Origin of the sequence: Streptomyces sp. NPDC047525 (assembly GCF_040643025.1) — a bacterium.
Lineage (GTDB): Bacteria > Actinomycetota > Actinomycetes > Streptomycetales > Streptomycetaceae > Streptomyces > Streptomyces durmitorensis.
This window is the reverse complement of sequence record NZ_JBEYTL010000011.1, coordinates 236,314-257,308: the sequence shown is the minus strand read 5'-3', so window position 1 is coordinate 257,308 and position 20,995 is coordinate 236,314. Positions and strand designations below refer to the sequence as shown.

Genomic DNA, 20,995 nt, shown 5'->3' with positions numbered 1-20,995 from the left:
CTCATCTCGGCCGGACCCGTGGCACAGTTCAGGCCGATCATGTCGATACCCAGCGGCTCCAGCGCCGTCAGCGCCGCACCGATCTCCGAACCGAGGAGCATCGTGCCGGTGGTCTCCACCGTCACCGAACAGATCAGCGGCAGATTCGTGCCGGTGGCCTCCAGGGCCCGCCGGGCGCCCAGGATCGCCGACTTGGTCTGCAACAGGTCCTGCGTCGTCTCCACCAACAGCGCGTCGGCGCCGCCCGCGATCATGCCCTCGGCATTGATCTGATAGGCGTCACGCAGCACCGTGTAGGGGGCGTGGCCCAGGGTCGGCAGCTTGGTGCCCGGACCCATCGAGCCCAGCACCCAGCGCTGCTGACCCGTCTTCGCGGTGAACTCGTCGGCCACCTCGCGGGCGATCCGCGCGCCTGCCTCGGAGAGCTCGAGGTTCCGCTCGGTGATGTCGTACTCACTCAAAGCGGCGAAGTTCGTGCCGAACGTATTCGTCTCCACACAGTCGACACCGACGGCGAAGTACTCCTCATGGACCGAACGCACGATGTCCGGGCGGGTCACGTTCAGGATCTCGTTACAACCCTCAAGGTTCTGGAAGTCCTCAAGAGTGGGGTCATGCGCCTGGAGCATCGTGCCCATCGCGCCATCGGCCACCACGACACGGGTGGCAAGGGCTTCGCGAAGGGCTTCGACTCGGGTCCCGTCGTGGAGACCGGACGAGGGGGTTGGCAACGAGGCCATGAAAGAGCTCCCTGAGGTGCGACGGCTGTCGGCTTTGCGCTTCGGTGGAAGGCGCACTCCGTCAGGGTAGCGGGACGAAGGTCCACGGCGCTTGAGTGTTCATGGTGCGGACGCCCCGGGCCGCCCACGGTCCGGCTTCTGAGGGGCGTGCGGCCCGGGCACGGCGCGAAAACGGCGAGAAACGTCGAGAAACACAGCCTGCCGCTCTGTCGCGGGAGGTCGACAACGACCGATAGTGTTCGTCATTGTCGAACGTGGAGTCAGAGGGGACGGAGGAAGGGGCTGCGATGGCACGGAACATCCAGTCGCTCGAACGGGCGGCCGCGATGCTGCGGCTTCTCGCGGGCGGAGAGCGACGGCTCGGCCTCTCGGAGATCGCGTCCGCCCTTGGCCTGGCCAAGGGCACGGCCCACGGCATCCTGCGCACCCTGCAGGCGGAGGGCTTCGTCGAGCAGGAGTCCGCGTCGGGCCGCTATCAGCTCGGCGCCGAGCTCCTGCGCCTGGGCAACAGCTACCTGGACGTGCACGAGCTGCGGGCCCGCGCCCTGGTGTGGACCGACGACCTGGCCCGCTCCAGCGGCGAGAGCGTCTACCTCGGCGTCCTGCACCAGCAGGGCGTCCTGATCGTGCACCACGTCTTCAGGCCCGACGACAGCCGCCAGGTCCTGGAGGTCGGGGCGATGCAGCCGCTGCACTCCACGGCCCTGGGCAAGGTGCTCGCCGCGTACGACCCCGTGGCGCACAGCGAGGCCGCGGAGGCCGACTGGCCCGCCCTCACCACACGCACGGTCGTGGACCCCGACGACTTCGAGGGCGTCCTCGACATCACCCGCGCGCGCGGGTACGCATCCGACGTCGAGGAGACGTGGGAGGGCATCGCCTCCGTGGCCGCCCCCATCCACGACCGGCGCCGCATGCCGGTCGGCGCGGTCGGTATCACCGGCGCGGTGGAACGCGTCCAGAAGGACGGGGAGCTGCGTCCCGACCTCATCGCGGCCGTGCGGGACTGCGCCCGCGCCGTGTCGCGGGACCTGGGTGCCGGGCGCTTCTAGCCCCCGTCCCACCGCCTGCCCTCCGCCGTCTGCCCCCTGCTCAACGTGCAGGGGGCACCCTTCTGCGCGACGATCGATTCACGTGTTTCGCCCCGACGGGGATCGATAACCCGGAACGATCAATAACGATCGTGTTTTCAATAACAGAGCTCTTGACGGGCAAGTAACCCCGGGGCGAGACTCGCGTCCATCGGTCGGCATTGTCGAACACCTACCGGCATTACGCGCTAGAGTGTGACAAGGCCAAGGGCCGGCAACGACCTCACCTGAGGTCGCGGACCACCGGAGGGACCCGGGGTTCGCCTTCCCCTGGACGAAGGACAAAGGAGTCGCGGGTGTCCAGCTCCGACATCTTCATCGGCGAGACCATCGGTACCGCCATACTCATCCTGCTCGGCGGTGGCGTCTGCGCCGCCGTCACGCTCAAGGCCTCCAAGGCCAAGGACGCCGGCTGGCTCGCGATCACCTTCGGGTGGGGCTTCGCCGTGCTGACCGGCGCCTACCTGGCGGGTGGCGTGTCAGGCGCCCACCTCAACCCGGCGGTGACCATCGGTCTCGCCATCGAGGGCGGCACCAAGTGGAGCGATGTTCCGCTCTACCTCGGCTCGCAGCTGCTCGGCGCGATCATCGGCGCGATCCTGGTCTGGCTCACCTACCTGGGCCAGTTCAAGGCGCACCTCACCGACCCCGAGCTCCTCGCCACGCTGCCGGCGGACGAGGGCATGGTCGACCTGAAGAGCGCGCCCAAGGCCGGTCCGGTGCTCGGCATCTTCTCGACCGGCCCCGAGATCCGGAACTACGCGCAGAACGTGCTGACCGAGGTCATCGCGACCACCGTGCTGGTCCTCGCGATCCTCACGCAGGGCCTGAACGACAACGGCAACGGCATCGGCGTCCTCGGTGCGCTGATCACCGCGCTCGTCGTCGTCGGCATCGGTCTCTCCCTCGGTGGCCCCACGGGCTACGCGATCAACCCGGTCCGTGACCTGGGTCCGCGCATCGTGCACTCCCTGCTCCCGCTGCCCAACAAGGGCGGCTCGGACTGGACGTACGCATGGGTGCCCATCGTCGGCCCGCTGATCGGCGGCGCCATCGCGGGCGGTCTCTACAACCTCGCGTTCAAGTAAGACCGCGACAGCAGCCGATGACCGCCTGAGACAGACCGCCGAGCAAGAAATCAGGAGCACACCGTGACCACCGACGCACACACCGCTGGCCCCTTCATCGCGGCCATCGACCAGGGCACCACCTCGAGCCGCTGCATCGTCTTCGACAAGGACGGCCGGATCGTCTCGGTCGACCAGAAGGAGCACGAGCAGATCTTCCCGAAGCCGGGCTGGGTCGAGCACGACGCCTCCGAGATCTGGACCAACGTCCAGGAAGTCGTCGCGAGCGCCATCTCCAAGGCCGGGATCACCCACGAGGACATCAAGGCGATCGGCATCACCAACCAGCGTGAGACCACGCTGCTCTGGGACAAGAACACCGGCGAGCCGGTGCACAACGCCATCGTCTGGCAGGACACCCGCACCGACGCCCTGTGCAAGGAGCTCGGCCGCAACGTCGGCCAGGACCGCTTCCGCCGTGAGACGGGCCTGCCGCTCGCCAGCTACTTCGCCGGGCCGAAGGCCCGCTGGCTGCTCGACAACGTCGAGGGCCTGCGCGAGCGCGCCGAGGCGGGCGACATCCTCTTCGGCACCATGGACTCGTGGGTCATCTGGAACCTGACGGGCGGTGTCAACGGCGGCAAGCACGTCACCGACGTCACCAACGCGTCGCGCACCATGCTGATGAACCTGCACACCATGAAGTGGGACGAGAAGATCGCCGAGTCCATCGGTGTCCCGATGGCGATGCTCCCCGAGATCCGCTCCTCCGCCGAGGTCTACGGCGAGGTCACCGGCGGCAAGCTCGGCGACGTCCTGCCCGGCGTCCCCGTCGCCTCCGCGCTCGGTGACCAGCAGGCGGCCCTCTTCGGCCAGACCTGTTTCGCCAAGGGCGAGGCCAAGTCCACGTACGGCACCGGCACCTTCATGCTGATGAACACCGGTGAGTCGGCCATCAACTCCTACTCGGGCCTGCTGACCACCGTCGGCTACCAGATCGGCGACCAGAAGCCGGTCTACGCACTCGAGGGTTCCATCGCCGTCACCGGTTCGCTGGTGCAGTGGATGCGCGACCAGATGGGCCTGATCAACTCCGCCGCCGAGATCGAGACGCTCGCGTCGTCGGTCGAGGACAACGGCGGTGCCTACTTCGTACCGGCCTTCTCCGGCCTCTTCGCCCCGTACTGGCGTTCCGACGCCCGCGGTGTGATCGCCGGTCTCACCCGGTACGTCACCAAGGCGCACATCGCGCGCGCCGTCCTGGAGGCCACGGCCTGGCAGACCCGTGAGATCACCGACGCCATGACGAAGGACTCCGGCGTCGAGCTCACGGCCCTCAAGGTCGACGGCGGCATGACCTCCAACAACCTGCTGATGCAGACGCTCTCGAACTTCGTCGACGCACCGGTGGTGCGCCCGATGGTGGCCGAGACGACCTGCCTCGGCGCCGCCTACGCCGCCGGTCTCGCCGTCGGCTTCTGGTCCGGCACCGACGAACTGCGCGCCAACTGGCGCCGGGCGGCGGAGTGGACCCCCCGCATGGACGCGGACACCCGCGACCGTGAGTACAAGAGCTGGCTCAAGGCCGTCGAGCGGACCATGGGCTGGATCGAGGACGAGGAGTAAGAACATGACCACCCTGCAGAGCGTCCCTGCCCTCGGGACGCATCCGGCTGCCGGTTCACGTGCCTCTTTTCCAGTGGCGAGCCGCGCCGAGACCCGGGAGCAGCTTTCCAAGGCGACGTACGACCTCCTGGTGATCGGCGGCGGGATCCTGGGCATCTCCACCGCCTGGCATGCCGCGCAGTCGGGACTGCGGGTGGCATTGGTGGACGCCGGTGACTTCGCCGGCGCCACCTCCTCCGCCTCCTCCAAGCTCCTCCACGGCGGTCTGCGCTACCTGCAGACCGGCGCGGTGAAGCTGGTCGCGGAGAACCACTTCGAGCGTCGCGCGGTGTCGCGTCAGGTGGCCCCCCACCTGGCGAACCCGCTCACCTTCTACCTGCCCGTCTACAAGGGCGGCCCGCACGGCGCCGCCAAGCTGGGCGCGGGCGTCTTCGCCTACTCGGCGCTCTCCGCCTTCGGCGACGGCGTCGGCCACCTGCTCAGCCCCTCGAAGGCCGCGCAGGACGTGCCGGAGCTGCGCACGGACAACCTCAAGGCCGTGGCCGTGTACGGCGACGACCAGATGAACGACTCGCGCATGGCCCTGATGACGGTCCGCGCGGCCGTCGAGGCCGGTGCCGCCGTCCTCAACCACGCCGAGGTCACGGGCCTTCGCTTCACCAAGGGCCGGGTCACGGGCGCGGAGCTCAAGGACCGCATGAGCGGCGACGAGTTCGGCGTCAACGCGCGGCTCGTGCTCAACGCGACCGGACCGTGGGTCGACCACCTGCGCAAGATGGAGAACCCGGACGCGGACCCCTCCATCCGCCTCTCCAAGGGCGCGCACCTGGTCCTCAAGCGCACCGCCCCCTGGAAGGCCGCGCTGGCCACGCCGATCGACAAGTACCGCATCACGTTCGCCCTGCCGTGGGAGGACATGCTGCTGCTCGGCACGACCGACGAGGTGTACGAGGGCGACCCGGCGGACGTCAAGGTCACCGAGGCGGACACCGCCCAGATCCTGGACGAGGCCGCGTTCTCCATCCGCGACCAGCAGCTGTCCCGTGACCTGATCACGTACTCCTTCGCGGGTCTGCGCGTCCTGCCCGGCGGCCCCGGCGACACCTCCAAGGCCAAGCGCGAGACGGTCGTCACCGAGGGCGCGGGCGGCATGCTCTCGGTCGCGGGCGGCAAGTGGACGACCTTCCGCCACATCGGCCGTACGGTGATGAAGAAGCTGGAGTCGCTGCCGGGCCACCCGCTCGGCGACGACTACGAGCCGATCTCGCAGCTCCAGAAGCGGCTTCCGCTGCCCGGCATCGCCAACCCGCGCGCGGTCGCGCACCGCCTGCTCGTCGACGGCCCGGCGCCGGGCCCGCGCATGGCCGCCGACACCGCCAAGCACCTGGCGACGCACTACGGCTCGCTCTCCTTCGACATCGCCCGTCTGGCGAACGAGAACCCGGAGCTGGCCGAGCGCGTCTCGCCGGACGCCCCGGAGATCTGGGCCCAGGTCGTCTACGCCCGTGACCACGAGTGGGCCGAGACGGCGGACGACGTCCTTCGCCGCCGTACGACGCTGACGATCCGCGGTCTCGCCACGGACGAGGTCCGCGGCAAGGTCCAGGACGTGCTCGACGGCAAGTAGTCACACCGAAGGCTGTTGAAGGGCGGTTCCCCGCGGGAGGGGGAGCCGCCCTTCGGCGTGTTCGGACCCCGGGCCCGGCGTGCCGCCGTACCGCGTTCAGGCGTGCCGCCATGCCGCGTACATACGGGTGCAACAGGGCGCGGGAAGAGTGAGAGCCATGAAGTTCCAGGTCTTGTCGATCATCGGCCATGCCCCGCACCCACTGACCGGCCAACTCCCCTCGTCCGCCGACCGGTTGGCCGACGTGATCGAGGTCGGCGTGGCCGCCGAGCGGCTCGGCTACGACGCGTACGCCGTGGGCGAGCGCCACGCGGGCGACTTCCTGTCGTCGAGCCCGACCGTCGTGCTCGGCGCGCTCGCCGCACGCACCACGCGCATCAAGCTGCTCACCGGCGTCACCGTCGTGGCGATCCTCGACCCGGTGCGGGTGGCCGAGGACTACGCGACGCTCGATCAGATCTCGCGCGGGCGCGTCGAGTTGGTGATCGGCAAGGGCGCGGAGGCCGGGCACTTCGCTCTCTTCGGGCTCGACGAGGAGCGGCAGTGGGATCTGCAGAAGGAGAAGTACGAGCTGCTCCGCCGTCTGTGGAGCGAGGAGAACGTCGACTGGGAGGGCGAGTTCAGGCCCGCGCTGAAGGACGTGACGACGGTGCCGCGCCCGTACGCGGGTGTGCCGCGCATCTGGCACGGTTCGGCGACGTCCCTCAACTCCCCCGATCTGGCGGCCAAGCACGGGGATCCGCTGTTCACCGCCAACGCCATCCAGCCGCGTGCCGCGTACGCGAAACTCATCGCGCACTACCGCGAGCGGTTCGAGGAGTACGGGCACGATCCGGCGCACGCGCGGGTGGCCGCGGGCTCGGGCGGACTGCTCATCGCGGACTCCGCCGAGCAGGCCGTCTCGCGCTACGGCGAGCTGTACGAGGCGAAGGTGCGCCAGACCTTCAAACCGCATCTGGCGGGCAGGGCGGGCTACAACACCCCCTTCCGCACCATCGAGGACGCGATCGCCGACGGGCCCCAGCTCATCGGCTCCCCGCAGCAGATCATCGACAAGATCCTGGGCTACCACGAGGTGTACGGGCACGACCTGCAGTCCGTCACCGTGGACGGCTTCGGTCTGGAGCGGGGCGAGCAGATCGAGACGCTGCAGCGGTTCGCCGAGGAGGTCGCGCCGGTGGTGCGCAGGGCGGCGCCGTCCACGCTGTGGGACACCGTGTGACGTGTCCGGACCGCGAGCTACGATCCGAACACATCCCTGACCTGCCCTGGAGTGATCGATGACCCTCCTGACGACCTGGCCGGAGTCCGGCCCCGAGACCGTCATACGCCGCACCTCGGACCCGGCCGAGATCGCCGCCGCGCTCGCCCCCGTCGGTGTGCGCTACGAGCAGTGGCCGGTGCGCGAGGACGTGCCCGCCGACGCGGACAGCGACGCCGTCTTCGCCGCGTACCGCACGGAGATCGACCGGCTCAACGCCGAAGAGGGCTTCCAGACGGTCGACGTGGTCGCGCTGCACCCCAGCGACGACCCCGAGTGGCCCGAGAAGGCGAAGGCCGCCCGGCAGAAGTTCCTCGCCGAGCACACGCACGACGACGATGACGAGGTGCGGTTCTTCGTCGCGGGCTCCGGCATCTTCTATCTGCACGTGGCCGGCGAAGTGCACGCGGTCTACTGCGAGAAGGGCGATCTGCTCGGGGTGCCGCGCGGCACGACGCACTGGTTCGACATGGGCACGTCCCCCGCGTTCACGGCGATCCGCTTCTTCCACGAGGAGGACGGCTGGATCGGCACGTTCACGGGCAGCCCGATCGCGGACCGCTTCCCGGACTTCGACGCGATCCACGCGGGGTACACGGCGTGACCGTTCAGTTCGATGCGGGCTCCGTGGACGCCGTGGTCCTCGACATCGAGGGAACCACGAGCGCCACGGGGTTCGTGGTGGACGTGCTCTACCCCTACGCCCGCGAACGCTTCGGGGCGCTGCTCGCCTCGCGGGGCGACGAGCCGGAGGTGGCGCGGGCGGTCGCGCAGGTGCGCGAACTGGCCGGTGAGCCGGGGGCTGATGCCGCGCGGGTGGAGCAGATCCTGGGCGCATGGGTCGACGCCGATCGCAAGGCGACGCCCCTGAAGACGCTCCAGGGCATCCTCTGGGCGGAGGGCTTCGCGCGGGGCGAGCTGGTCTCGCACTTCTACCCCGAGGTGATCGGTGTGCTGCGGGGCTGGGCTGCGGACGGGGACGGCGGCGGGGTGCGGCTCTACGTGTACTCGTCCGGGTCCGTCTCGGCGCAGCGGGCGTGGTTCACGTACTCGCCCGAGGGGTCCCTGATGGAGCTCGTGAGCGGCTTCTACGACACCGAGAACGCGGGCCCCAAGCAGGAGCCGGACTCCTACCGGGCCATTTCCGCCGCTGTCGGGGTGGACCCCGGCCGCACGCTGTTCCTCTCCGACCGGCTCGGGGAGCTGGACGCGGCGCGGGACGCCGGGTGGCGGACCGTCGGTGTGCGGCGGGCCGGGGAGCCCTACTTCGCCGCAGGGGTCGGCGGACATCCGGAGGCCGCGGCCTTCGACGAGATCAGCCTTGTGTCAGGAAGCAGGAGCGTTCGATGAGTGAGACCACTGCCGTGCTCGACCTGGAGGAGGCGGGCGCCGTCCTCGCCGCCGAGGCCGCGCGCTTCGCCTCGTTCGGATGGATGCGGGGTACGTCCGGGAACCTGTCCGTGGTCCTCTCGCGTACGCCGCTTCAGCTCGCCGTGACGGCGAGTGGGCGGGACAAGGGTGAACTCACCGCGGCGGACGTGGTGTTGACGGACGCGTCCGGTGCGGCGCTCGGCGCGGGGCGCCCTTCGGCCGAGGCGGCGCTGCACGCGCGGGTGGCCGCGCTCACCGGGGCCGGGGCCGTGGTGCATGTCCACACCGTGGCGTCGGTGGCGATGGGTCACCGGAAGCCGGGGGGTGTGGCGTTCCGGGACCTGGAGATGCTGAAGGGGCTGGGGCACGGGACGCATGAGGTCGCCGTGACGCTGCCGGTGATCGAGAACAGCCAGGACATGAGTGTGCTCGGGGATCGGTTGGAGGCTGCGCTTTCGCCCGGGATGCCGGCGGTGGTGGTGGCTGGGCACGGGCTTTATGTGTGGGGTGCGGATCCTCGCGAGGCGCGGCATCGTACTGAGGTGGTGGAGTGGTTGCTGGAGCTTGAGCTGACGCGGGGTTGATTTTCCCCAACCCCGCCCCTTCCCGAAAACCCGCTCGGCGCGGGGGCCTTGGTTGCCGTCATCACCGGCTTCGCCGAGTTCGTCCTCAAACGCCGGACGGGCTAGATATAGCCCGTCCGGCGTTTGAGGACATCTTGTTCGGGGGCTGGGGCGGAGCCCCAGGTAGGCCCGGGGCGCAGGCACGGTTTTCGGGAAGGGGCGGGGTTGGGGAAAAGGCTCTTAGCTCAGCCGGGACTCCGGCAACTCCCCCGCCCCCACCTCCAGCACACCCCGCTCAGTGACCAACCCCGTCACCAACGAACCCGGCGTCACATCAAAGGCAGGGTTGTGCCCCCGCGACCCCGCCGGAGCGGTCCGCACGCCGCCCCACTCCAACACCTCGTCCTCACCCCGCAGTTCGATCTCAATGTCGGCCCCCGTCTCCGTGGCCAGATCCACTGTCGTCGTGGGCGCGGCCACCACGAACGGGATTCCCGCGTACGCGCACGCAAGCGCGATCCCCACGGTGCCCACCTTGTTGGCCGTGTCGCCGTTCGCGGCGATCCGGTCCGCGCCGACGATCGCCGCGTCCACCTCGCCGCGCAGAATCGTGCCCGCGGCCGCCCCGTCCGCCTGGACGAAGTGGGGTATCCCCTCCTGGGCCAGCTCCCACGCCGTCAGGCGCGCGCCCTGGAGCAGGGGGCGGGTCTCGTCGGCGTACACCGTCTCCAGGTGGCCACGGCCGTGCAGTTCGCGTATGACGCCGAGCGCCGTGCCCCAGCCCGCCGTGGCGAGCGCGCCCGTGTTGCAGTGGGTCAGGATCCGCAGCGGACGGTCCACGGACAGACGCTTCAGGAGCCAGTCCGCACCGAACGCGCCCATCGCGTGGTTCGCCTCCAGGTCCTCCCGCACGATCGCGTCGGCCTCCGCGAGCACCGCGGGCAGACCGGCGCCGATGAGCGGGGCGACCCGGTCCACGCACACCATCAGGTTCACGGCGGTGGGCCGCGCCGCACGCACCCGCGCGACCTCCGCGTCCAGGCGTGCCCGGTCCCAGCCCTCGCGCTCGCCCTGCGCCATGGCGAGCGCGACCCCGTACCCACCGGCCGCGCCGATCGCGGGTGCCCCACGGACCACGAGCCGCACGATCGCGTCGATCAGTTGGTCGACCGTCGTGACGTCGAGGCGCTCCAGGGCGTGCGGGAGCGCGGTCTGGTCGATGAGGGAGAGGGAGGGCGCGGCGCCCTCCGCGGCCGCCGTCCACGCGACAGCGCGCAGGTCCTGGCTGCTCATGTGCTCAACTCCGGGAAAATAGGGGCGTTTGTGGCCATGCGGGGAGGGGTGCCGTCACCGTACCTGACGTGCTCGAACCATATTTCGAGACGTTCGTGCGGCTGTCCGAAATCCGGTGTTACCCTCACCGCCACCCAGGACGGATCGACCCACGGTGCGAGGAGGACGGCCATGAAAGCCCAGCGGACCGCCGGCTCCATGCGCTGCCCCGCCGTGACCAACAGCGTGAGCGACGGCCGCCGAATGTGCCGCTGTCGCCGCTGCTGTCGCTGAGCGACACCGCTTCGCACGTCCCGAACCGCCCCCTGCCACCGCCTGGGCTCCCAGGCTCCTTCGAGAAGGCGCTCCCGTATGTCCCTGCGCATGCCGCTTCGCATATCCCGTCGTACGTCCCTTCGGCTGTCGTCGCTCGCCGTCGGCGCCGCCCTTCTCGCCACCGGCTGCAACGCGGCGGCGAAGAAGGGCGATGCGGACGCCGGCGAGGGAGCCAAGTCGTTCACGCTCGTCACGCCCGACCCGGTGGCGCAGAACGAGTTCCTCAAGCTGGCCGTCAGCGGGGTCAAGTCGGCGGCGAAGGCACAGGGCGCCGGGACCCCGAAGGTCTTCCAGAGCAGCGACACGTCCTCGCAGCAGCAGAACGTGCAGTCGGCCGTGGACTCCGCGCCCGACGTCATCGCGCTCGTCGGCTTCGAGTTCGCCGACATCGCCGCCCAGCAGGCCGAGGCGCACCCCAAGCAGCAGTTCCTGCTCGTCGACGCGTGCACGAAGAAGACGTACAAGAACGTCACGTGCGCGGTCTTCCGCGAGCACGAGGCGGTGTACCTCGCGGGCGCCGAGGCCGGGCTGCTCACCAAGAGCAACAAGGTGGGCGCCGTCGTCGTCCTCGACAGCGTGCAGTTCCGCCGCTACAGCGAGCCGTTCGCGGCCGGTGCGAAGAAGGCGAAGGCGGGGGTCAAGGACCGCACGCTCTTCGTCGGCGGACAGTCCCCGTTCAGTGACGCGGCGCGCGCCAAGGACCAGGCGGCGACCATCGGTTCGGGCGGTGCCGACCAGGTGATGGCGGCCGCGGCGGGCGGCAACACCGGTGTCTTCCAGGCCGCGAAGGCCAAGGGGTTCCAGGCGTACGGCGTCGACGCGAACCAGTGCGTCGGCAATGCCGGGGTCGTCGTCGACAACGTACTGAAGAAGACGGATGTCGCCGTCGAGAAGGGCATCGCGCAGATCCTGAAGGGCAAGGGCGGCACCACGGTGTCGTACGGCCTCAAGGAGGGCGGGATGTCGCTGACCGGTCTCGAGCCCGGCGTCGCGGACTCCCAGTGCCTGATCGCCGACCACAAGGACGTGCTGAAGCGCGTCGAGTCGCTGCGGGACGAGATCGTCGCGGGGAAGCTGAAGGTCAATGACCCCGCGGCCTGATTCCGGCACCGGCTCCCCCGCCGTCGAACTCCGCGGCATCACCAAGGAGTTTCCCGGCACCCTCGCCAACGACCGGGTGGACCTGACCGTCGCGCGCGGCGAGATCCACGCCCTGATGGGCGAGAACGGCGCGGGCAAGTCGACGCTGATGTCCGTGCTCTACGGGCTGCAGCGGCCGGACGCCGGGCAGATCCTGCTCGACGGGCGCGAGCGCACGTTCGCGAGCCCGAGCGAGGCGATCGCGGCGGGCCTCGGCATGGTGCACCAGAGCTTCAAGCTCTTCCCGTCCTTCACGGTCGCGGAGAACGTCGTGTACGCCGCCGAGCCGCGCCGCTTCGGTCTGACGGACCGGGCGGAGGCGCTGCGGCGGGTGGGTGCGCTCGCCGATGAGCACGGGCTCGCGGTCGACCCGGCGGCGAAGGTAGGGGACCTGCCGGTGGGCGTGCGCCAGCGGGTGGAGATCCTCAAGCTCCTCTACCGCGGCGCCCGCACGCTGATCCTCGACGAGCCGACGGCGGTCCTGACCCCGTCGGAGGCCGACGCCTTGTTCCGTGTGCTGCGCTCCCTCGCGGACGACGGGCGCACGATCCTCCTCGTCACCCACAAGCTGCGCGAGGTGATGGAGGGCAGCGACGCGGTGACGGTCCTGCGGGACGGCCGCGTCGCGGCGCGGATGCGGACCGCGGACACCAGCGCCGACGGGATCGCAGCGGCGATGACGGGACGCGCGGTGGAGCTGGACCGCGTGCATCCGACGGGCACACCGGGCGGCGACGTCCTTCTCGTCGATTCCCTGTCGACGGACGCCGTGCGCGAGGTCACGCTCTCCGTCCGCGCGGGCGAGATCGTGGGGATCGCGGGCGTGGCGGGCAACGGTCAGAGCGAACTCGTCGAGGCGATAGCCGGATTGCGTCCGGTCTCCCGCGGCCGGGTCACGCTCTGCGGGCAGGACATCACGGACGCGTCGGCCACGGGGCGCCGCGCGGCGGGTCTCGCCTACGTCCCCGAGGACCGCGCGGCGGTCGGCACGGCGCAGGCCGCGACGATCGCCGAGAACCTGGCGATGGGCCACCACCGGGGGCACGGCCTCCTGCGCCCGTCCTGGCTCCGCGAGCACGCGCGCGTCCTGATCGAACGCTTCGGCATCAGGGCGGCATCGTCCCGCCACACGGCGGGCTCGCTGTCCGGCGGCAACCTCCAGAAGCTGGTGATCGGCCGCGAACTCGCCCACGAATCACCCCTGTTGATCGTCGAGCAGCCCACACGGGGCGTCGACATCGGCGCCATCCAGACCATCCACGACCAGCTGATCGCCCACCGCGACGCGGGCCACGCGATCCTCCTGGTCTCCGCCGAACTGAGCGAGATCCGCGGCCTGTCCGACCGTGTCCTGGTGATGTACGAGGGCCGGGTGGCCGCGGAGTACGCCCGCGCGGACGCGGACGAGCGAACCCTCGGTCTCGCCATGGCGGGCGGCACCGGCACCGGCACTACCGATGAAGTCACGGTCCCGCCTCCCCGCGAGAGCGAACCCGCCCCCGTGAAGGAGGCCCCCTGACATGGGTGCCACGATCCGCTCCCTGGGCAGCCGGAGCCTTCGCTCCCCCGCGCTGCACTCGGTCGTCGCCGCCGTGATCGTCGGCGCGCTCTTCCTCGTCGGGACGGGGGCCGATCCCGTCGGGGCGTACGGCTCCGTCGTCAGCGGCGCGCTCGGGCCCGACGGCATCGGGTCCACGCTCACCACCGGGACCAGCGTCATCGGTCTCGCCCTCGCGCTCGCGATCCCCATGCGGGCGGGGCTGCTCAACCTCGGCGGTGACGGGCAGCTGGTGCTCGGCGGGATCGCCGCGGCCGCCACCGGGCTCTACTCGCCGCTGCCCGCGCCGCTGACCGTCGTCGCCTGCCTGCTCGCGGGGATGGCGGCCGGCGCCGCCTACGCCGCGCTCGCCGCCGTCTGCCAGAACCGGTTCGGGGTGCCGCTGCTCGTCAGCAGCCTGCTGCTCGGCTATCCGGCGATGTCCTTCGCCTCCTACCTCGCGCGCTTTCCGCTCAAGGAGGACGGGTCGAGCCTTCCGCAGACCCGGCGGCTTCCCGACGGGGTCGAGCTGCCCGCCTTCGGGTCGTCGACCGTCACCGTCGGGCTGCTCCTCGTGGCCGCCGCGGTCGCCGTCTTCGTGTTCGCCGACGCCCGTACCGCCACCGGCTACGAGATCCGCATGACGGGGCTCAACCCGCGCTTCGCCGCGTACGCGGGGGTCGACAGGCCGCGGCTCACGCTGCGGCTCATGGCGCTCTCCGGGGCCGTCGCGGGCCTGGTCGGTTCCATCGGCGTACTGAGCTTCCCCTATCGCTTCATCGACGGTTCGCTCACCGCGGCCGGGCACACCTGGACCGGTCTGACGGCCGCGCTCCTCGCCGCCGCGGCGCCCCTCGGGACGGCGCTCGCCGCCCTGTTCTTCGCGGCGCTCGAAGTGGGCGGGCTCGCCATGGAGCGGACCACCGAAGTACCGCGCGAGCTGACGCAGGTCCTCCAGGCCGTCGTCATCGTCTTCCTGGCGGCGCGGCTCAACCTGACGTGGCGGCGGGCGAGGAAGAAGCCCACCGCCGAGATCGAAGTGAAGGAAGTGAGCGTGCGATGAGCATCGACTCCGCGCTGTTCCACTCGGCGCTCCTCGCCCTCACCCCGATCCTCCTCGCCGCACTCGGCGGCGCGATCTGCGAGCGCGCGGGCGTCTTCAACATCGGCCTCGAAGGCATGATGCTGATCGGCTGCTTCAGCGGTGTCGCGGGCAGCTGGTTCACCGGGAGCGCCTGGCTCGGTGTCGTGTTCGCCGCCCTCGCGTCGGCGGCGTACTCGATGATCCTGGCCGTCGGGACGATCTCGCTGCGCGGGGACGCCGTCGTGCTCGGCGTCGCGCTCAACCTCCTCGCGGTCGGTCTGACGGGGTTCCTGCTGCGTACGGTCTTCGGCGTGCAGGGCACCTTCTCCGACCCGGAGTTGGCCGGGCTCGGCGGCCTCGACGTCCCGTTCGTCGGGGCGGTGTTCTCCGGGCACTCCGCGCTCGTGTACCTCTCGTGGGCCGCCGTCGCCGTGGCCGCGGTGTTCCTGGCCCGCCACCCGTGGGGCCTGCGCCTTCGCGGAGTGGGCGAGGCGCCCGACGCGGCGGCGACGCTGGGGGTGAGCCCGGCGAAGTACCAGTACGCCGCCGTCCTGACGTCAGGCGTCCTGTGCGGCCTCGCGGGCGCCCAACTCGCCCTCGGCAACGTCACGTTGTTCTCCGAGAACATGACGGCCGGGCGTGGTTGGATCGCCGTGGTGGCCGTGATGCTGGGCCGCGCCCTGCCGCTCGGCGTGCTGCTCGCCGGGCTGCTCTTCGGCATCGCGGAGGCCGTCGGCTTCCGTCTCCAGGGGCTCGGCATGCCGCAGCAGGCGACCGACGCGGCGCCGTACGTGGTGACGCTCGCCGCACTCTTCCTGTCCACGGCGCGCAGGCGCCGCCGCAAGACGACGCCTCTGGTAGGAGCATCCACATGACGACCGACCTGACTGCCGACCTGACGACCGAAGCCCCTGCGCTCACCGACGCGCTGCCCATCACCCGCGTCCCCCGCACCGGCCTGCCCACCCGCGCGGTCGTCGTCGGCGACCCGGCGCGCGCGAGCGCCGTCGCCGATCTCCTGGACGACGCGAAGGAGGTGTCGTACCACCGCGAGTACCGCACCTTCACCGGCACGTGGCAGGGCACTCCGGTCGTCGTCGCCTCGCACGGCGTCGGCGCCCCCGGCGCGATCCTGCTCTTCCAGGAGCTCGCCGATGCGGGCGTCACCACCATCCTGCGCCTCGGCACCGCGGGGGCGATCCGCCCCGGCATCCGCGACGGCGACCTGGTCATCGCGGACGCGGCGGTGCGCGACGACGGCGTGACGCAGCAGCTGATCCCCGCCGAGTACCCGGCGTTCGCGGCCCCGGAGGCGGTCATCGCACTCCAGCGGGCGGCCCGCGCGGCCGAAGCCCCGTACCACCGTGGCGTGGTGTGGACGCGGGCCGCGTTCCAGCCCGGCTTCCTGCCGCTGCCCGGCGAGGCGTACGCGGCCGCCGGTATCGCGGCCATCGAGATGGAGCTCTCGGCGCTGTACGTCTTCGCGTCCACGCACGGTCTCGTCGCGGGCGGCGCACTGGTCGTCGACGGCGCCAACGCCGACGAGCTCGTCGACGAGGAAGCCACCGGCGGATACAACCCGCACCGCAACGTGGTGGCCGAAGGAGTCGACCGTGGCGCCCGGATAGCGTTGGACGCGCTCCGGCTCCTTGCCGCCACGGAGCACTGAGCACCGAGCAAGCCACCCGAACGACCTTGTGGAGAACGGAACCGATGCACCCCACTGACCTGCCGGCCCAGGACCGGGGCGGCTCCATAGACCTCCTGGTCCACGGCGGCGACGTCCTCACCGTCGACGCGTCCGGCACGGTCGTGAAGGACGGCGCCGTCGCCGTGCGCGACGGCCGGATCGTCGAGGTCGGCCCCGCCGAGCGGCTGCGCGCCGCGTACGAGGCCGCCGACGAACTCGACGCCCGCGGCTGCCTCGTCCTGCCCGGCCTGATCAACACGCACACGCACCTGGCGATGACCCTGTTCCGCGGCATCGCCGACGACCTCACCCTGCAGGGCTTCCTGGCCCGCGTGATCCCGGCCGAGGCACAGCAGCTCTCCCCGGAGACGGTGACGGCGGGCATCCAGGGCGCGATCGCCGAGTCCGTGCGCGGCGGGGTCACCACGGCGCTCGACATGTACTGGTTCCACGAGGCGGCCGAGGCCGTGGCCCGCGATGCCGGGTGGCGCCTCCTGACGGGCCCCACGTTCATGGACGTGCCGGGCCCGCCGGACGGTCGCCCCTACGCCGACCGGCTCGGCTGGGCGGCGGCCGACCTGGCCGCCCGCACCCCGGCGCCGGGCACCCGGCCTGTGGTCTTCGCACACTCCGCGTACACCCTCGTGCCGCAGCAGCTGACGGCCATCAGCGCGCTGGCCCGCGAGCACGGCGCGCTCCTGCACATCCACGCCGCCGAGAACGCGGGCGAGGTGGAGATGGTCACCGGGCAGCACGGCATGCGTCCGGTGGAGCTGCTCGACTCGCTGGGCGTGCTCGGCCCGGACACGCTGCTCGCGCACGCGGTGGACCTCACGGACGCGGAGATCGAGGCCATCGCCCGCACCGGCACGGCCGTCGCGCACTGCCCGGTGTCGAACCTGAAGCTGGGCTGCGGCATCGCCCGCGTCCCCGCCCTGCTCGACGCGGGCGTCACGGTGGGCCTCGGCACGGACGGCGCCGTGAGTTCCAACACGCTCGACCTGCTCGGCGCGGTGAAGCTCGCGGCGCTCGTGCACAAGGCGGGCGGCGATCCGACGGCGGTCGGCGCCGAGCAGGCCGTGCGGATGGCGACCGTCGAATCCGCGCGGGCCCTTGGCCTCGGCGACCAGCTGGGCTCCCTGGAGCCGGGCAAGCGCGCGGACCTGATCGTCCTCGACCTCGCCCGGCCGCATCTCACGCCGCGGCACGACCCGTGGTCGATGCTGGCGTACTCCGCCGCCTCGTCCGACGTGCGCGACACGGTGGTCGACGGCCGTGTCCTGATGCGCGACCGTACGCTGGAGACAGTGGACGAGCAGCGCGCGCTGCGAGCCCTGCAAGACGCGGCCGACTCCGCGGCACCGAGCACCTCCGAAGTGGCAAGCACCGTATGACCATCGAGCACCGTATGCCCGTCGAACCCACCCGCGGCTTCACCGGCCGCGCCCGCGCGGCCGACCGCGACCCACGGCTGCCTCCCGGGCAGTACGACGCCGCCGACGGCTGGCCCGTCCTGTCCGCCGAGGTGACGCCCGAGCTGACGCCCGCGGAGTGGTCGTTCCGCGTGGACGGTCTCGTGGCGTCCCCGCGCACCTGGACGTGGGACGACGCGCACGAGCTGCCCGCGTCCGAGTACCGCGGGGACATCCACTGCGTGACCAGCTGGTCCAAGTTCGGGGTGCGCTTCGGCGGGGCGAGCCTGGACGCGTTCCTGGCCGCCGCCGGGCCGCGCCCCGAGGCCACGCATGTCGTCGCGTACTCGCACACGGGGTACACCACGAACCTCCCCCTCGCCGATGTGACGGGCGGGAAGGCGTGGATCGTCTGGGAGTACGGGGACGGCCCGCTGCCTCCCGAGCACGGCGGCCCCGCGCGCCTGATCGTCCCCCATCTCTACTTCTGGAAGAGCGTGAAGTGGGTCGCGGGGCTGCGGCTCCTCGACCACGACGAGCCGGGCTTCTGGGAGCAGAACGGCTATCACCACCGGGGCAATCCCTGGCGTGAGGAGCGTTACTCCGGTGACTGAGACTGAGACTGCGGCAGGGACTTTCGTGCCCCCGACGCGGTTCGCCGTGCCCGGACGGATCGCGGTGAGCAATCGCGCGGCGGCGGTCTGGCAGCGGGCGGTGGTGGTGGACGTCCGGCGCGAGAACGCGGCCGGCACGGTGTCGAGCTTCCGTCTGAAGGTGCCGGACTGGCAGGGGCATCTGCCGGGCCAGCATCTGATGCTGCGACTCACGGCCCCGGACGGGTACGTCGCCCAGCGTCACTACTCGATCGCATCGGCCCCGGACGAGGGCGGCGAGATCGAGCTGACCCTGGACCATGTGCCGGGCGGCGAGGTGTCCGGTCATCTGCACACGGTCGCGCGCGTCGGCGACGTGGTGGAGGTGCGGGGGCCGCTGTCCGGGTTCTTCGCGTGGCCCGGGGACCGTCCCGCGCTGCTGCTCGGTGCGGGGTCCGGTGTGGTGCCGCTGATGTCGATGCTGCGGCACTGGCGGCGGGCCGGGCGTCCGGTGCCGCTGCGGCTGCTCGTCTCGGCGCGTACGCCGGAGGACTTGATCTACGCGGAGGAGTACGGCGACGAGACCACGGTCGTCCTCACGCGGACGGAGGGCCGACTGAGCGCCGAGCACCTGGCTCCGCTGCTGGGGCCCGCTCAGCCCGAGGGGGGCTGGGAGGCGTACATCTGCGGCTCTAACGGCTTCGCCGAGCATGCGTCGCGCTTGCTGGTGGCCGGGGGCCAGCCGGTCGACCGGATCCGGATCGAGCGGTTCGGGTGACCCTCGGGGGCGCCTGAGCCCCCGCACGCGCGGACGCCGGGCGGGCTGGAGATCTCCAGCCCGCCCGGCGTCCGCGTGTGTACGGAGGAAGCTACGGCGAAACCTCCTCAAGACGCCGCCCCGCCGTCTCCTCCGCCCCGAGGGCAGCCACGATGGAGCCGACCACGGCAACCGCCCCCAGCATCACGAACACCGTGGACACATTGCCGCCCGCGTAGACGACCCCCACCACGATCGGCCCGAGGATCACACCGAGCCGGTTCATCGCGCCGCCCATGCTGCTTCCCAGCGCCCGCATCCGCGTCGGGAAGAGCTCCGGCGTGTACAGGTACAGGCAGATGTTGGAGCCGAAGAAGAAGACCGCCGCGAGCGAGGTCCACACCAGGACCTGCACCGGCGTGCCCGCGCCCACGGCCGCGAGCGCCACCAGCATCACCGCGGCCCCGCCCAGACACCCCGTGATGACCTTCCGGCGCCCCAGGCGGTCCACCGTCAGCGCGGCCACGAGGCAGCCGAGCAGACCCGCGCAGGACGTGACCGTCGAGTAGAGGAGCGCGTCCGAGAGGGAGAGGTCGTAGCGGTTCTGGTAGATCGTCGGGAGCCAGGACGTGATGCCGTAGTTCACGAAGTAGCCGGTGAACCAGAGCACGCCGATCACCAGCGTCCGGCGCCGGTAGCGGCCGGTGAACAAGCCGCGCAGCCCGGAAGCCGCTTCCCCGGGAGCCGCCACGGGCAGCGCCTCGGGAACGGGCGGCAGCGGTTTGCCCGTGATCCGTTCGACCTCCGTCTCGATGCCGGCCATCACCTCGGCCGCCTCGTCCGCCCTGCCGTGGTCCGCGAGCCAGCGCGGCGACTCGGGGACCTTGCGCTGTACGAGGATGCAGAGCAGGCCCGGCAGAGCCGCGAGCGCGTACATCCAGCGCCAGCCCAGAATCGGCACCACCCAGGCCGCGACCAGCGCGCCCACGGTGAGACCTGCCGGGAACACCAGCTCGTAGAGGAGGACGAAGCGGCCACGCTGGTGGCTGCGGGTGATCTCGGCGATGAAGGTAGCCGCCACCGGCACCTCGCCCCCGATCGCCAGGCCCTGGACGAACCGCAGGGCCATGAAGGCGTCGGGCGACGTGGCGACGGACAGGGCCAGGTTGGCGACGCTGGACACCGCCACGCACAGCGCGATGACCTTCACGCGGCCGATCCGGTCCGCGAGCCGCCCGGAGAGCAGCGCCCCGATCAGCATGCCGATCGAGCCGACGGTGAGCAGCAGCGTCGCGGCGGACGTGCTGAGGTCCCACTCCTGGCGCAGTCCGGGCAGGGCGTAGGCGATCAGGAGCTGGTCGAAGGCCTCGAAGAAGGTGACCGCGCCCACGATGAGCCGGACGGTGACGTGCCAGCGGCACAGGGGGAGCCGTTCGAAGCGGGCGGCTATGGCGGCCCGGACCGCTCGGTCCGGGGAAGCGTCGATCGTCATGCGGGAACTCCGCTGCTGAGGGGGCGGGGGCGGGGACGAGCAGAAGGGCAGGGCCGAGCGGGGGCAGGCGAGGACGGGCGGGGAACGCGACGGCCACGGAGTCTGGGGAAACTCAGGCCAAGAAGCGAGTAAGCGCAAAGTTTCTAAGCGCTTAAGTTGTACCGTCCCGGCACCGGAGCGCGTCAAGAGTCTCCGCAGGGGAAATCCTCGAAGACCGTCGACCGGAAGGTCTTGCGCTCCAGATATTTAAGCCCTTAGATTTCTAGCGCTTACCGAAGAACGTTCGACGTTCACCCGGGACCCCTCCCTCAAGTCCCGCTCGGCCACGTTCTGTTC

19 protein-coding genes are annotated in these 20,995 nt (G+C 71.0%); 16 read left to right on the top strand and 3 right to left on the bottom strand.

What is annotated here, in order from left to right:
• Positions 1–740 (bottom strand): homocysteine S-methyltransferase family protein (locus ABZ833_RS30385; protein WP_361052985.1); only part of this gene is annotated, 740 nt, incomplete at its 3' end.
• A 287-nt stretch (positions 741–1,027) separates the two neighbouring features.
• Between ABZ833_RS30385 and ABZ833_RS30380 the strand changes: the two genes are divergently transcribed.
• The 8 genes from ABZ833_RS30380 to mtnB all read left to right on the top strand — a co-directional run bounded on the left by ABZ833_RS30380 (position 1,028) and on the right by mtnB (position 9,367).
• A complete protein-coding gene (locus ABZ833_RS30380; protein ID WP_249590972.1) occupies positions 1,028–1,792 on the top strand; it encodes an IclR family transcriptional regulator in 765 nt (254 codons plus the stop codon).
• Between the two features lie 335 nt (positions 1,793–2,127).
• Positions 2,128–2,919 (top strand): MIP/aquaporin family protein, encoded by a 792-nt coding sequence (locus ABZ833_RS30375; protein ID WP_361052982.1) that lies wholly within the window; start codon positions 2,128–2,130, stop codon positions 2,917–2,919.
• A 63-nt stretch (positions 2,920–2,982) separates the two neighbouring features.
• Positions 2,983–4,524 (top strand): glycerol kinase GlpK, encoded by a 1,542-nt coding sequence (gene glpK, locus ABZ833_RS30370; protein ID WP_361052979.1) that lies wholly within the window; start codon positions 2,983–2,985, stop codon positions 4,522–4,524.
• Between the two features lie 4 nt (positions 4,525–4,528).
• On the top strand, positions 4,529–6,151 hold the full coding sequence (locus ABZ833_RS30365) for a glycerol-3-phosphate dehydrogenase/oxidase (protein ID WP_361052976.1): 1,623 nt from the start codon (positions 4,529–4,531) through the stop codon (positions 6,149–6,151).
• A 157-nt stretch (positions 6,152–6,308) separates the two neighbouring features.
• Complete coding sequence (locus tag ABZ833_RS30360) at positions 6,309–7,373, top strand: LLM class flavin-dependent oxidoreductase (protein WP_361052973.1); 1,065 nt, start codon at positions 6,309–6,311, stop codon at positions 7,371–7,373.
• 58 nt (positions 7,374–7,431) lie between these two features.
• On the top strand, positions 7,432–8,016 hold the full coding sequence (locus ABZ833_RS30355) for a cupin (RefSeq protein ID WP_361052971.1): 585 nt from the start codon (positions 7,432–7,434) through the stop codon (positions 8,014–8,016).
• Positions 8,013–8,762 (top strand): acireductone synthase, encoded by a 750-nt coding sequence (mtnC, locus tag ABZ833_RS30350; RefSeq protein WP_361052968.1) that lies wholly within the window; start codon positions 8,013–8,015, stop codon positions 8,760–8,762. Before ABZ833_RS30355 ends, mtnC begins: the two co-directional genes overlap by 4 nt.
• Positions 8,759–9,367 (top strand): methylthioribulose 1-phosphate dehydratase, encoded by a 609-nt coding sequence (gene mtnB, locus ABZ833_RS30345; protein ID WP_361052965.1) that lies wholly within the window; start codon positions 8,759–8,761, stop codon positions 9,365–9,367. The genes mtnC and mtnB overlap by 4 nt, the downstream gene beginning before the upstream one ends.
• A 219-nt stretch (positions 9,368–9,586) precedes the next feature.
• Here the strand turns inward: mtnB and mtnA are convergent, their stop codons facing one another.
• The gene (gene mtnA / locus ABZ833_RS30340) at positions 9,587–10,639 is read right to left on the bottom strand and encodes an S-methyl-5-thioribose-1-phosphate isomerase (protein ID WP_361052962.1); all 1,053 of its coding nucleotides are present in this window, start codon (positions 10,637–10,639) and stop codon (positions 9,587–9,589) included.
• Between the two features lie 363 nt (positions 10,640–11,002).
• Between mtnA and ABZ833_RS30335 the strand changes: the two genes are divergently transcribed.
• From ABZ833_RS30335 to ABZ833_RS30300, 8 genes are read left to right on the top strand one after another with little or no spacing between them, the layout of a single operon-like run.
• The gene (locus tag ABZ833_RS30335) at positions 11,003–12,055 is read left to right on the top strand and encodes a BMP family ABC transporter substrate-binding protein (RefSeq protein ID WP_361052959.1); all 1,053 of its coding nucleotides are present in this window, start codon (positions 11,003–11,005) and stop codon (positions 12,053–12,055) included.
• Complete coding sequence (locus ABZ833_RS30330) at positions 12,039–13,613, top strand: ABC transporter ATP-binding protein (protein ID WP_361052956.1); 1,575 nt, start codon at positions 12,039–12,041, stop codon at positions 13,611–13,613. Before ABZ833_RS30335 ends, ABZ833_RS30330 begins: the two co-directional genes overlap by 17 nt.
• A 1-nt stretch (position 13,614) precedes the next feature.
• Entirely contained in the window at positions 13,615–14,694 is a 1,080-nt protein-coding gene (locus ABZ833_RS30325) for an ABC transporter permease (protein WP_361052954.1), read from the top strand.
• Positions 14,691–15,590: an ABC transporter permease gene (locus ABZ833_RS30320; RefSeq protein WP_361052951.1), complete on the top strand. Its 900-nt coding sequence runs from the start codon at positions 14,691–14,693 to the stop codon at positions 15,588–15,590. Before ABZ833_RS30325 ends, ABZ833_RS30320 begins: the two co-directional genes overlap by 4 nt.
• Positions 15,587–16,384 carry a purine-nucleoside phosphorylase gene (locus tag ABZ833_RS30315; protein ID WP_361052948.1) on the top strand — a complete coding sequence of 266 codons (798 nt, stop codon included), beginning with the start codon at positions 15,587–15,589 and terminating at the stop codon, positions 16,382–16,384. The genes ABZ833_RS30320 and ABZ833_RS30315 overlap by 4 nt, the downstream gene beginning before the upstream one ends.
• Positions 16,385–16,428: 44 nt before the next feature.
• A complete protein-coding gene (locus ABZ833_RS30310; protein WP_361052945.1) occupies positions 16,429–17,799 on the top strand; it encodes an amidohydrolase in 1,371 nt (456 codons plus the stop codon).
• Positions 17,796–18,431, top strand: coding sequence for a sulfite oxidase-like oxidoreductase (locus ABZ833_RS30305; RefSeq protein WP_361052942.1), 636 nt, complete (start codon positions 17,796–17,798; stop codon positions 18,429–18,431). The genes ABZ833_RS30310 and ABZ833_RS30305 overlap by 4 nt, the downstream gene beginning before the upstream one ends.
• Positions 18,424–19,188, top strand: a complete 765-nt coding sequence (locus tag ABZ833_RS30300) for a ferredoxin reductase (protein WP_361052939.1) — start codon at positions 18,424–18,426, stop codon at positions 19,186–19,188. Before ABZ833_RS30305 ends, ABZ833_RS30300 begins: the two co-directional genes overlap by 8 nt.
• A 91-nt stretch (positions 19,189–19,279) precedes the next feature.
• On the opposite strand, the gene ABZ833_RS30295 is transcribed toward ABZ833_RS30300, so the two are convergent.
• Entirely contained in the window at positions 19,280–20,659 is a 1,380-nt protein-coding gene (locus ABZ833_RS30295; RefSeq protein WP_361052936.1) for an MFS transporter, read from the bottom strand.
• Between the last annotated feature and the right edge of the window lie 336 nt (positions 20,660–20,995).